A 13,714-nucleotide genomic window follows, 5' to 3' on the forward strand; every position below is an offset into this window, starting at 1 on the left:
AAATACTCTCAATATTCCCATACATCTCATAAGCTTTTATTTATGGTTAATAATATTAATATGTCTCTGTGAAGGCCGAAGCAAATTCTCCACAAAGTAATAACGAATCAGGTTCTGATAGTAAGGACTCATCACTCCATGATCTTTTCCCGGAAGAATAAACATATCAAAACGCTTATTCGCTTTAATCAGGGCATCTGCTAACCGATAAGTAGAAGAAGGAGGTACATTCTTATCTACATCACCGGTAATCAGCATCAACTTTCCTTTCAAATTACCTGCCAACTCCATATTAGTAGGAATTTTTACGGAAAAAGTCGTTTTTCCCGTCTTAGCATCTATTTTCTCATTCAATCCATGAAATATTTCTCCCCACCACTGAATATAAATATTGTTATCATGATTGCCGGAAGCGGCTACTGCCACTTTATAAAAGTCCGGATAAGTAAGGATTGAAGCTACCGTCTGAAAAGCCCCTCCGGAATGCCCGTAAATACCTACTCTATCTAAATCAATGTAAGAGTACTCTTTAGCCAACTGTTCTATCACATATTTATCATCTGCCAACGGATAATCACGTAAATTACCATAGCTAAAACAATAAAAATCATGTCCGCGTAATGGCGAACTTCCTCTCGGAGCTACATTAATCACAATAAATCCCAATTCCGCCAAAGACTGATTTCCATTGTCATCAAGTACGAAAGATTGCGGAATCTGATCATCCTGAGGGCCCGGATATACATTACTTATAATCGGATATTTCTTGCTCTTATCCAAATGGGAAGGCAGATACATCAATCCATATAAATCTGTCTGTCCATCAGCCGCTTTCACTTTCAACAAAGTAGGGGGGTGCCATCCGGCCTGCCGCAGATTACTACCATCCATTTGGTCCACCTTAAAATTCTTCCCAGGGTTTTCAATGGACAATACATTCATCACAGGAAACATATCCATACGCGAATACTTATCTATCGCATATTTTTTATCTCCGGAAAGAGTCAACTCATGATTGCCATTACCGGGAGTCAGCAAAACTTGTTTCTTACCATCCAAACGCGCTTTATAGAAAAAAGTATAATAAGGATTTATGCCTTCCTCGTTGCCGTATCCGGAAAAGATCATTTCTCTTTTCAGTGTATCGACATGGACAATGTTGCCTGCTACAAGACTTTCACCTTTTGTGATACGATTCAGCAACTTCCCGTCATGATCATAGAGATAATAATTCCCTTTTCCCGTACGCTCCGACCACCAAATGAAATATTTACCTTGCTCCAATATTTTATAGTTAAACAAAGTAAGATTGATATGAGGAACACACTCTTCCGAAATCAGCTCAGTGACCGTACCGTCTTCCACATTTATCCGGCAAAGATCTATCTTGTCGGCCTTACGGCTTCTCCGGGTAATGTATAATGCAGTGAGAGAACGGAAATAATCCATTGCCACAACCTGATCCGGATACTTCTCGACAGGCAGCAACTTTCCTTGCCCCCGATCGGCATCATACCAAAACACACGATACTGACGTACTCCCGCATCACCCGGCATAGGCATTTTAAAGGTATTCGTAGTTGGACGTGAATTACCCAGTGAATGAATTAAGCTTATTTCTTTCACTTCACTCATGTCCTGCATCATATATATATACCGATGTCCCAGCCAAAAACCTTTCGAATTGGTAGATACCGTATCCTTCGAATTACGATAAGTATAAGAAGCATCTTCTTTCCCGTCAAACGTGATTCGTTTTACTGACCCTGTCCGATTATCTCGCACAAACAAGTCATAACCACTTCCTAACATACTATATAAAGAATCAGCACTATGACAAGATTGTTTGAGATTCAAACGATCTGTCACTTTCTTTTCAACCGGGATCTCAGACAGCTTACCTGTATTCATATCATAGACCATTGATTTGCCTTTCTTATCGAGATAAAAACGGCTAAAATCATTATTCTTAAATTGGTACCCATACAGTTGAATATCTTTTGCATCCAATGTATCTCCAGTAATCTGAGCATATTGACGGACAAACTGTTCATTATCCTTTATCATGCTCTTCCTTTTCCCGTTTTCAGCATTCACCAAATAATGATGATTCCCATCCTGACTTTTTACGTCATAGGAAAAATAGTGGCTGCCTTTTATCCAATTGGGATAAAGAGTTCTACCTTTTATATATTGTTCCAAAGAATCAGCGGAACATTTTTCAGCCTGCGTCCAATTCGCTTCCTGAGCAAAAACAGACAGGGAAAAAATGCTTGAGAATAATATAAAAGTCAGTTTTCTCATTTCTTATATTCCATTGCTAGTTTCACAGCTTGTAATGCATCCACAATACCTCCACTCGTACAAAGTCCCTCTTCCTGCATCGGACGAACACTTTTTATCAAAATATCCTTGACCTGCGCAGCTTTTAATTTAGGGAAATATGCTCGAAGCATAGCAGCTACGGCAGTTACCACCGGAGCCGCAATACTTGTTCCCTGCGACTTCATATATTCGTTGCCGAGAGTAACTGAAGTAATATCCTCACCCGGAGCAAACACATCAACTTCCTTCTGCCCATAATTGGAGAATGAACACATTTTTCCTAGTTTATCTGATGCCCCCACTCTTAAATAATTGGAGAAAATAGCTCCCGATTTATCTTTTGCCGAAGGGAAATAAGCAACATCATCGATATCTTTCTTATTATTTCCCGCTGCCTGAACCAACAAAACATCTTTTTTTGCAGCATAAGCAATGGCCTCATTTACCATCTCCGCATTAGGAGACGTATATTTACCCAAACTCATATTAATGACCTTAGCACCATTATCTACCGCATATCGGATAGCAGTTGCTATATCCTTATCATATTCGTCGCCATCGGGTACAGCACGAAGTATCATCAACTTAGCTTCCGGATAAACTCCTGTCACCGCCACATCCCCCACTCCTTGTCCGGCAATGACTCCAGCCACAAACGTACCGTGATCACAACCTTCCACCTGTAGGATAGTATTTCCATAAAAACGATCCTTCGGATCCGTCATATCATCTCCCATCAACAGTCGTTTGTCTGCATCATGTTCAATACCATCAATTCGTTTTTTCATCAAATTGAACTGTGACCTATGCGTATCCCTGATTTTTTTCCATAATGCGTCTTTCCCTCCTTTATACATATCGACAAATAGAGTTTCGCAGGCTTTATTCCATTTCTCATTATCAATGGACAAATGAGCAAGTCCGTTGACCGTCAATGTGTCTACAGATACTCCCGTCACTTGCAATACGGAATCTACCACATGGTAAGCAGCGTCTTTCATGGCAGTATATCCGAAAAACTTTATGTAATTCACAATACCTGCTTTCTTCTTCATCTTTTCATAATAAGCATATTCGCTAACATCTTTTACTGAAGCGGAATCCATGTCTTTATACTTAGGGAAAAGTCTTTTAAATTCACGATATTCTTCAGTACCGGCACTAGTCATATTAAAAGTTCCGTCTTTGGTTCCTAAAAAATTCCAGCCATGTATATCATCCGTGTATCCGTTTTTATCATTATCCTTTCCGTCCTGTTTCTCTTTGCGGTTAGTCCAAAGAGCAGATTGAAGATCGACAACAGTAGTATCAATACCAGAATCAATAATACCGACAATGATTTGTTTGCGAGGGGGCCGTTTTTCTGTTTTTAAAAAATGTAATGCATCTTCAGACCTCACTCCTTGTAATGTATCATTATACATTTTATGCCATTTCAACGAAAAAGAATCCTGAGCCACAGAGATGTTTGATACACTAAGGTAAACAAACAAACAAGCCAATAATTTTAATCTTTTCATATATCGCTGCTTTATAGTTACACGTTTAACAAAGCAATATGCAACGTTTTCACGCAAAAATACGATATTATACAATAATAAACAATATCGCATATTAGTTTTTTTAGCTAAAACATAAAAATAAAGAAAAAGGAATAAATATACTCCTAAAAGGAGAAAGAGAAAAAACAGATAAAAGAAAATAAAAAAAGCCGCGATAGAGATCCCATCGCGGCTTTCTTCTTCGTATATTACTTTTTAATAGTTTTCCTTCTTCACTTCAAAGTATGCTTGTGGATGCAGACATGCCGGACAAACTTCAGGTGCTTCCTTACCTACAGTGATATAACCACAATTACGACATTGCCATACCACTTCACCTTCTTTAGCAAATACAGTCATATTCTCGATATTATTTACGAAAGCCAAATATCTTTCTTCATGACCTTTTTCAGCAATAGAGATATTACGATACATAGCAGCAATCATTGGGAAACCTTCTTGCTCTGCAACGTCTGCAAAATGAGGATAATCCAACGACCATTCTTCGTGTTCACCAGCTGCAGCAGCACGCAGATTTTCGAGTGTATTACCAATTACACCTGCCGGATAGCTAGCAGTAATTTCAACCATACCACCTTCAAGGAACTTAAACATACGTTTTGCATGTTCTTTTTCCTGGTCAGCTGTTTCTGTGAAAATAGCAGAAATTTGTTCGTAGCCTTCTTTTTTAGCAACACTTGCAAAATAAGTGTAACGCATTCTTGCCTGTGATTCTCCTGCGAATGAAGTTAACAGATTCTTTTCTGTCTGAGTTCCTTTAATACTTTTAGTCATAATTCTGATATAATTTAATTGATGAAAAACCAATTTATACGTAAGTTGTCGATAATTTTATAACGCAAATATAGGATTTTTGTTCATAATAAACACTCTTTTCTTTATTAATAAAAACTATCATCTCATTGATAAAACCTATCAACAGACAAATAGTATGTTCCAAAACATACTTATATGAATTATTTTATCTAATTTTGCAACCTCTACATTACAAAAGAGCAATAAATATACAAAGAACATATAAAAAATGAAGCTATTTGAATTTAAACCCAAACTGGTTTCTTGTCTGAAGAATTACTCAAAAGAAACATTTATGGCGGACCTGATGGCAGGTATTATCGTTGGTATTGTAGCACTTCCTTTAGCTATCGCTTTCGGTATTGCTTCGGGAGTATCGCCGGAAAAAGGTATCATTACTGCCATCATTGCCGGATTCATCATTTCTCTGTTAGGAGGAAGTAAGGTACAGATTGGAGGACCGACAGGTGCCTTTATCGTTATCATTTATGGTATCATCCAGCAGTATGGTGAAGCCGGACTGATAATTGCCACTTTGATGGCGGGTGTTCTTCTTATATTATTAGGAGTATTTAAACTCGGAGCTGTCATTAAATTTATTCCTTACCCTATTATTGTAGGTTTCACCAGTGGTATTGCTGTCACTATTTTTACTACACAAATTGCAGATATATTTGGGCTGACATTTGGAGGAGAAAAAGTACCGGGTGATTTCATTGGAAAATGGATCATTTATTTCCAGCATTTTGATACGGTAAACTGGTGGAATACGATCGTAAGTTTTGTCAGTATCTTTATCATTGCCATTTCTCCTAAGTTTTCTAAAAAAATTCCAGGTTCATTAATTGCTATTGTGGTAGTGACAGTCGCTGTATATTTAATGAAGATTTATGGCGGAATAGATTGTATTCCTACTATTGGTGATCGCTTTACGATCAACTCTGAACTTCCGGATGCCACCGTACCAGTCCTAAACTGGGAAGCTATCAAAAATTTATTTCCGGTAGCTATTACTATTGCAGTATTGGGAGCCATCGAATCTTTGCTATCCGCTACAGTAGCAGATGGTGTGATAGGTGACCGACACGATTCTAATACAGAATTAGTCGCACAGGGTGTAGCAAACATTATAACTCCTTTATTTGGCGGTATCCCTGCTACAGGAGCTATTGCACGTACGATGACTAATATCAATAATGGAGGTAAAACCCCTGTAGCAGGAATTATCCATGCAGTAGTCCTACTTTTAATTTTGCTATTTTTAATGCCGCTTGCACAATACATACCTATGGCGTGCCTCGCCGGAGTGCTGGTCATTGTATCTTATAATATGAGTGGATGGCGTGTATTCAAAGCGTTACTGAAAAATCCTAAATCAGACGTTACCGTATTGTTGATTACCTTCCTTCTGACTGTTATCTTCGACTTGACAATTGCCATCGAAGTTGGACTAGTCATAGCGTGTGTTCTTTTCATGAAGCGTGTAATGGAAACTACAGAAATTTCAGTTATCACTGATGAGATTGACCCCAACTCTGAATCTGATATTACCTTACATGAAGAACATCTGACTATCCCTCAAGGAGTAGAAGTATATGAAATCAATGGTCCTTACTTCTTTGGTATTGCTACCAAATTTGAAGAAACAATGGCGCAATTGGGAGATCGACCGAAAGTACGTATCATCCGTATGCGTAAAGTTCCTTTTATTGATTCTACCGGTATACATAATCTGACAACACTTTGCCAAATGTCCCAGAAAGAAAAAATTACTGTTATTCTTTCCGGAGTCAATGAGAAAGTGCATCATGTATTAGGTAAATCCGGTTTCTATGAATTGCTGGGAAAAGAGAATATTTGCCCCAATATTAATGTAGCATTAAATAGAGCAAAAGACATTACTAAAAATAAGTAAGAGGTATATATATTATTTAGAAAGAGGTATATTACTTACTTCCTCAATATATAAATGATCTATTTACATAATAAAAACAAATTCGTTCCATATATGTGGGACGCAACGGAAATAACTGTGGAACGAAGCGGAAACTATAATAGAACGAACCAATATTACCAATTATACTTTTTAATAAGAGCTAAGAGAAGATTTAAATAGTTCTCATGGTAGCATATCAAGCTCACATCATAAAATAAACTTTATAAAAGATCCGGGTCGGAAACCCGGATCTTTTTATAAACTCAGAAGAGTATATTTTAGAATTGATACATTCTCAACTGCTTATCCACCAATATTCCATCCTTCATCTGCAATTCAAACTTCACTTTGCGTTTTGCTTTAAACTTTAAGATGAACAGTTCTTCGGACCCTTCCAGTGATTCCTGCTTTCCTATATTAATAAATGTAGGATAAAGAGATTTCACTCCATTCGTATGTAAACGGTCATATGTCAGGTTTTCCATCTCTTTCATATTCAACGGTTCAACACCTATAAACTCATAATCATTCTGATCATAAGGCAAAGCAAAGCTAAGTGCATTCACTGATTGTAGTTCGTTACCTTTTACATGAATTTCTACAATTTCATCCTTTTGATAAATCTGTTTCGGAGTAGTAATGGATAAAGAACCTGATACCTTTTGGACAGCTTCCTTATCGACTCCACCTTCCAGTTGTGTTGCTACTACAGAAATATCATAAGCATCTATCAAATTATTCATATTGATATCCCCTTTACTGATATATCCTTCATAATCTGAATCTCCATGACGTAATCCGGTATAATTCATATAAGAAGTAAGATCATTACGGTCTATCTTACCATCATTATTTATATCACCTTGCAAATAGCTACTGGTTCCAGGTACTTTAAATACATATATTTCACGACCTGAACCGTAATTTCCAACACCTGCCGTAACAGCTAGTTTAATGTATCGAGCAGAAGGATGTTCCGGAAAACTGAATACTTTTACATCTGCATTCCGTTGCCAGTCAAAAGCACCGGCTTCGGTCCAGTTCTCCTTATCCATACTATAGAATACAATTCCCTGCAATAGGGTTCCATTTCCTGCATCCGTACGAGGTAAATAGTGGAATTTATCCAACTGATTGACTGTCTTAAGATCAATAATCAAATCCAATGGGATTGAATTGACACTATATTTTGTATGCCAAACATCTCCTGACTCAGCAAAGTCGAACAATCGATTTACTCCGGCACCACCTTGTGCAGCAGCAGAAGACTCACCTTCAATGCCATGTATAGCAAATTCCAACGGATTTTCTTTCGTTGTCACATGTATTTCTGCCCAATCGGAAATATTGTCTTTATTGACAGCACGCACTTTGAAACTGTAAGGCGTTTTTGCAGTCAGATCTTCAAATAACAATTCCGTATCCTTGATAGTGGTATAAAGCATACCATTAAACTCAATTTCATAATAATCAGCATTAGCCACTTTATCCCATGTTGGTTTTAAAGTATATGCTTCTCTGTTTTGTTCAGATACCTGGACATTTTGCGGAACTGATAAAGCACCTGTTGTCACACGATAGCTGTCTGACGGTTCAAAGCGGAAGCCTTCTACTTTCAGTGTTACTGGATTCACTGTTACATCTATAGAAGCAAGTTTAACACGTAACTGCGGATTCTTTGTAATCACCACTTTTTCAAATTCACTTCCTTTGGTTGCAAACTTATTCAAGTTAGGAACAGCCTCATACCAATAAACATTTTCTCCTTTGAGGAAGTCATCAATAGTAGCCACCTCTGTCAATTTCACTCCTTTATTACCTATCTTTGCCACAAGTTTCTTAGGCTTTTCCGAAACATTGATACGTAATTCAGTCTTTTTTTCTTTCACAAAACCATTAAAATCTCCTTTTGCCGGATGTATGGTAATTGTTACACGATTCTTGTTATCTACATCCGATTCAATCAAGGTAGTGGCAAATCTTCCGTCTTTATATGCTTCCGTCACTCCATCATCATCATACTCTACCATAGAAGAATGCTGATTGGGATAGAATTCATAAATACGAAGAGAACGGTCTATTTCCGTAACATTATTATTGGGATTAGTCATCGGGATGATAGCTCCACTCTTGACAAATACCGGTAATTTCCAGATAGGTGAATCAAAGTTATTTATCACACAGTTACCCTCATACTTCTCTCCACTAAAATAATCAATCCAGGAACCTTCGGGAAGATAGATACCATTACGAATATCATTCCCCTCTTTATCCCCTTTGGTAATTTGATAAATAGGAGCTACAAGAAAATCGGTACCATACATAAACTGGTACTGTGTTGCAGATCCATGTGTATAATCATTCGGATATTCGAGGAACATAGCGCGAATAAGAGGTAAGCCATCTACCGCTTCATTAGCATAACTATAAGCATAAGGGATCAATTCCGATTTCAGTTTCAAGTACATCCGGTTGATAGATGCAGCAGGTTCTCCAAGAGCATGAGGATATTTCTCATTGGCTCCCCAACCATCCATGTTCAACTGCATCGGAGTAAATGTCTTCCATTGGAAGTCACGAATATTAACCGCTTCATTCTTACCACCAAAGATTCCATCCATATCCGAACAGATATTCGGCTGGCCGGAAAGTCCGGAACCAATATATGTCGGTATATGGAAACGAATGTATTCCCAAACACCTCCGGTTTGATCACCTGTCCAGATTCCGGCATAACGTTGAGTTCCTGCCCAGCCATCCAATGAAATGATAAAAGGACGGGCATTACTTCCATAATAAGGCATGATATGACCTACATCTGCTACACCATTCAATCCGAAAGAATATCCGGAACCTACCCATGCTACATCAGTTTTCAGTACACGTACTCCTGCATCACGAACTTCCTTAACAATATCACGTTGCAATAAAGCACTTACTCCCTCTTTAGGATGCAAATCCGATTGTGTCCAAAGTCCGATTTCAACTCCATTCTCACGAGCATATTCACCTAACTTTTTCAAGTTATCAATATTTCCATCCAATGTTTCCGTTTGCCCATAACCGGCACCGTAACCGTCATTCGGTAACAACCATCCAAGAGGCATATCCTGATTTTTATAACGGTCAATTACCCCACGGGCAGAAAACTGATAGTTATTCTTTTCACCATTCAATGATTCCTTAATGCCTCCATTGTCTTTCTGACTCTCTTTATACCGTTTCCCGTCTTCAAACAAAATTCCATTCGGATCTTCTTTCCAATAGTCACGATTATAAGCATTCAAATGTCCCTCGTAGAAACCGAATTTGGGAAGCAGAACCGGGTTTCCAGTCAATTGATAAAAATCATTTAGCAAAGCAACAGCTCCATCACTCACCATATAGAAAATATCCAGATAAGGAGACTCATGAGACAGTTTTACCATTCCTTTTTCTGTTGCACCAAAGTCATATTCCCCTTTCTTGAAAGTATACCACATCATTCCATAACCATTCGTAGACCAATAAAAAGGAGTAGGTGAAGCTACTCCGCCATCTGTCCAACTATTTTGGTTCTCAATGGCAATTACTTTATTTTTATGAGAAAAACGTCCATTTTGCACACCCCCTCCATAAAAGTATTCTTCCGGTTTCTCTTTCAAAGTAACTGTTACTTTCTTAAGATCAAATACCACCGGAGCCATCTCTTCAATAACGTATGCATTGGTTGTCAGATTAGCAACTTTCATCAAAGTTGTTTTCTTATCCAATTCAATACGTACTTTTCCGGTAGACACTGCAATGACATTTTTATCTTCTCCTATTATAAACTGAGAAACTTTACGTCTGGGTTGATCAACCAATATCTGTGCTTCAGGAGTTGCTTCAGGATCACGAATAATACCTCCGGTAGGATCCCGAAAAATACGGAATATATTCTCTCCATAAAAATCGATTGTTATCCGTTGTTGATCGGACAACAATACTTCAAAAGTCGTAGGATTAATCTTTTTCACAGCAAGAATGCCCGAAGCTTGCTGATTTCCCGACAAAACATCATCTTTATTGTCCGTTACTGCAAATGTCTGCACTACCGGATACAGGAACAATAATACGATGATACCTTTAAGATATCGTAAATAAGAAGAATAGGTGTTTTTCATTTTTATTATTATATAGTATAGTATCAAATATCAATAGGAAGCCGTAACCGGAATTCCCGTTTCCTTTATCAATTCTACAATCCGGTCTAACTCTTCATGAGTAGCTTTCTGCAAATCATGGTCAGGTGTTTCACGATCAATAGTATATATCATCACTTGCCAGGGGGCAATTTCTTTTACTGCCTCCAGCCAGGGAAGTACAAAATCATCTGTTGTATTATCCACGTCTTTCCCAAGATAACTTCCTTTTAAAAACATAGTTTGAATAATACAATTCCCTTTGAACTCCTTCATCTTTTCAATAATCTGCTTCACTGAATATTTACCATTGGGACGATCCAATAAATGAATATACTCTTCATTCACCGTATCCAATTTTAGAATGTTATTATCTATTTTATTCAGTGCTTCAAAAACAGCCGGACGATTAATGAAGGTAGAATTACTCAATACACTTACTTTTGCACTCGGGAAATACTTATCTCTGAGAACAAGCGTATCTTCTATAATTTCCGGAAAATGAGGATGAGCAGTCGGTTCTCCATTTCCTGCAAAAGTAAATACATCAGGAGTAGGTCCGTTTGCTTGCATATCTTTCAGCTTTTCTTCAAGAGCCGTACGAACTTCTTCACGAGTAGGAAGGGGCTTTCTTGCACGATGATCGGCATTGAAACCACATTCACAATATATACAGTCGAATGAGCAAACCTTACCGTCTGCCGGTAATAAATTAATTCCCAAAGAAACACCCAAACGGCGGGAATGTACAGGACCAAAGATGGGTGAAGGATAGATAATAGTCATTTTATTTAGATTTTGACAATTTACAATTTGACCAATAAACGTATATTTTCATACATCTTAGCATTGGACAAAGATACTTTAAAACTTGATACGTAGTTGCATTTGTATATCTGCTTTTTTATTTCCACGAATTAAATCGTTGCCGGAACCTATCTCATTCCGATTTAAATAAGTAGTTTCTCCAAATTTGGTTATGAACATCCAATGTTCATTCAAGTCATAACGAAGGTGAGCAATACAACGAAACCCCTGTCCTTGAAACGAAGGAGTATAAAATGTATAAAGTAATCCTTTTTCAGATATATATACTCTCGAATCATAATCATCCGTATAAAAGTAACTGCCCTGAACTTCAGCAAACAGCCTGGTTCCGGGCAGTCGATAAGATATCATCTCTGTAGCCTGATATCCTAGGCTAGCAGCTTTGTCCTGAGAATGAAAATGATTATATTCTAAAGTTGTACGAAAAGATAACACCTCATTCAAAGAATAGTTCAAACGATAACGAAGTTGATGATGAAAAACCGGGAGTATAATGCTACCTTTAGTTCCTGTCAGATCCCGTTCCTTTTGTTTATAACGGTATTTTAGATACATCGATAAATTTTTATGTGGAGAAAAAGTTGCCTGAATCAGACCGTCTATCCCATGAGAACCGGTCTTACTGATTCTATACTTTTTCCATGGAAAAGAAAATAAATCGCATGAAGCTAAAAAGTTCCAATAACGAAAAGGGGAAGTTTCAACCCCCAAATAATATCCCTGTTCATTCTGAACTGTACTTCCTTCTCCAAAAGAATGAGCAAACATCGCCCAGTAATCAAACGAATAAAACCGTTGTATCAACATCAAACGAGTTCCTTCCATTAGTGAATACTGCAAACGATTCAAAGAAGCCCAACCTTGTTTTCCTTTAGCTGTCTCTCCCTGAAAAGAAAAACGATGCCATTGATATGCATAATCAATACCTAAATTATAGAATTGATTACCATGAAGATTATACTTGGAATAACCTGTTAATTCCGGTTCATAAGGATGGTTGAAAACATAGTAAATACCTGTGATTCCCAGGTGAATATGTTTATGTTGATAACTTACATTTCCACCTGTTAATTGTAAAGTGAACAAGTTCTTCTTATCCGCTTCCTTTTGACTTCGGTGTAACCCTGCTTTATAAATAGAAGTTATTTTCCTACCTGTCAATACTCCATCCATCGACCGGTGTGAATAAAAGCTGGAAATATCCAACTTTTCAGTAAGAGACACAGTAGCCGCCACTCCCCGGAAATAATTCACTTCATCTGTTGAGGAGTGTTTCTTAATACCCTTTCCTCTGGATATAAATGAAGAAGCATAAACAGTCTTTCCCATCAGATAATCAGTGCTGACTACCAATCCTTGTCCAAAACTTAACCGATAGTTACCAACAGATAATGTTTTCAACCGACCGCAATTTTGTAGTAACAGATAAAATGAGTAATAATCATATCCATAACGGTTATGTAAAGCTCCAAAAGGTTCTCCGGCATCTTTCTCGGCAACTACTCCGGCATAAAGTTGATCGCTATATCGAAAGCCATACTTCACAGAGTTATAAACAGAAGGTCCCAAATAGGTATGTTCATAACCTTTTCGCTTATAAAATGGTATATCCATGCGAGTTAGCACTTCATGCTTTCCATACTTCACTGCATTTTTCAACATACTTTTCCACTGAAAGGAAGATCTATTGTTAATTTCTTCGACACATATAAAAGGCAGTAAATATTGAATGGTTCGCTTATCCATCTCCTCTACTAACTGAAGTTCATAAAGAGTCTTCATCGAGCCATGTACATATATATAAGCTAATAAATGTTCTATCTGCAAATCAGATAAAAAAGGAAATTGTTCCAATTGTTCGCGGGTAGTTACATTCAGATTAACAGGTTCTTGTAAACGAACAGAAAGTTCCTCCAATTCATTTTCCCAATTCTGCTCATTAATAGAGTTATTAATATCATTATTAACAGATAAATCTTCGAGTACATCATCTAGAAGGCTCTCAGGCTGGTCTTGAGCACTACAAGCAGGAATAATCAACAGGCTGTTTATAATACTTATCAACCATAAAAGTTGATTTCTTTTCATTTGAATTTATGTTTCAT

The 13,714-nt window shown here is 37.5% G+C and carries 7 protein-coding genes; 1 reads left to right on the forward strand and 6 read right to left on the reverse strand.

The window, feature by feature from the left end; translation table 11 throughout:
• Window positions 1-36 precede the first annotated feature (36 nt).
• From EJF25_RS01270 to rbr, 3 genes are all read right to left on the reverse strand, one after another.
• Complete coding sequence (locus tag EJF25_RS01270; protein ID WP_125039653.1) at window positions 37-2,304, reverse strand: S9 family peptidase; 2,268 nt, start codon at window positions 2,302-2,304, stop codon at window positions 37-39.
• The gene (locus EJF25_RS01275; protein WP_125039654.1) at window positions 2,301-3,845 is read right to left on the reverse strand and encodes a S8 family serine peptidase; all 1,545 of its coding nucleotides are present in this window, start codon (window positions 3,843-3,845) and stop codon (window positions 2,301-2,303) included. The genes EJF25_RS01270 and EJF25_RS01275 overlap by 4 nt, the downstream gene beginning before the upstream one ends.
• A gap of 237 nt (window positions 3,846-4,082) precedes the next feature.
• Entirely contained in the window at window positions 4,083-4,661 is a 579-nt protein-coding gene (rbr, locus tag EJF25_RS01280; RefSeq protein WP_025076001.1) for a rubrerythrin, read from the reverse strand.
• 250 nt (window positions 4,662-4,911) lie between these two features.
• On the opposite strand from rbr, the gene EJF25_RS01285 reads away from it, so the two are divergent.
• On the forward strand, window positions 4,912-6,597 hold the full coding sequence (locus EJF25_RS01285) for a SulP family inorganic anion transporter (protein WP_125039655.1): 1,686 nt from the start codon (window positions 4,912-4,914) through the stop codon (window positions 6,595-6,597).
• Window positions 6,598-6,896: 299 nt separating this feature from the next.
• Here EJF25_RS01285 and EJF25_RS01290 read toward each other — a convergent pair whose 3' ends face one another.
• The 3 genes from EJF25_RS01290 to EJF25_RS01300 all read right to left on the reverse strand — a co-directional run bounded on the left by EJF25_RS01290 (window position 6,897) and on the right by EJF25_RS01300 (window position 13,697).
• Window positions 6,897-10,763 (reverse strand): TIM-barrel domain-containing protein, encoded by a 3,867-nt coding sequence (locus tag EJF25_RS01290; protein WP_125039656.1) that lies wholly within the window; start codon window positions 10,761-10,763, stop codon window positions 6,897-6,899.
• Between the two features lie 30 nt (window positions 10,764-10,793).
• Window positions 10,794-11,567, reverse strand: coding sequence for a radical SAM protein (locus EJF25_RS01295; RefSeq protein ID WP_125039657.1), 774 nt, complete (start codon window positions 11,565-11,567; stop codon window positions 10,794-10,796).
• Window positions 11,568-11,645: 78 nt separating this feature from the next.
• The gene (locus EJF25_RS01300; protein WP_125039658.1) at window positions 11,646-13,697 is read right to left on the reverse strand and encodes a helix-hairpin-helix domain-containing protein; all 2,052 of its coding nucleotides are present in this window, start codon (window positions 13,695-13,697) and stop codon (window positions 11,646-11,648) included.
• Window positions 13,698-13,714: the final 17 nt, after the last annotated feature.

Source organism: Bacteroides faecalis, from assembly GCF_003865075.1.
In the GTDB taxonomy this organism is placed as follows: Bacteria; Bacteroidota; Bacteroidia; order Bacteroidales; family Bacteroidaceae; genus Bacteroides; species Bacteroides faecalis.

What these genes read in the sequence shown, in the direction of transcription:
- rbr (WP_025076001.1), bottom strand. Translation starts at nt 4,661, where the DNA reads ATGACTAAAAGTATTAAAGGAACTCAGACAGAAAAGAATCTGTTAACT.
- EJF25_RS01270 (WP_125039653.1), bottom strand. Translation starts at nt 2,304, where the DNA reads ATGAGAAAACTGACTTTTATATTATTCTCAAGCATTTTTTCCCTGTCT.
- EJF25_RS01300 (WP_125039658.1), bottom strand. Translation starts at nt 13,697, where the DNA reads ATGAAAAGAAATCAACTTTTATGGTTGATAAGTATTATAAACAGCCTG.
- EJF25_RS01275 (WP_125039654.1), bottom strand. Translation starts at nt 3,845, where the DNA reads ATGAAAAGATTAAAATTATTGGCTTGTTTGTTTGTTTACCTTAGTGTA.
- EJF25_RS01295 (WP_125039657.1), bottom strand. Translation starts at nt 11,567, where the DNA reads ATGACTATTATCTATCCTTCACCCATCTTTGGTCCTGTACATTCCCGC.
- EJF25_RS01285 (WP_125039655.1), top strand. Translation starts at nt 4,912, where the DNA reads ATGAAGCTATTTGAATTTAAACCCAAACTGGTTTCTTGTCTGAAGAAT.
- EJF25_RS01290 (WP_125039656.1), bottom strand. Translation starts at nt 10,763, where the DNA reads ATGAAAAACACCTATTCTTCTTATTTACGATATCTTAAAGGTATCATC.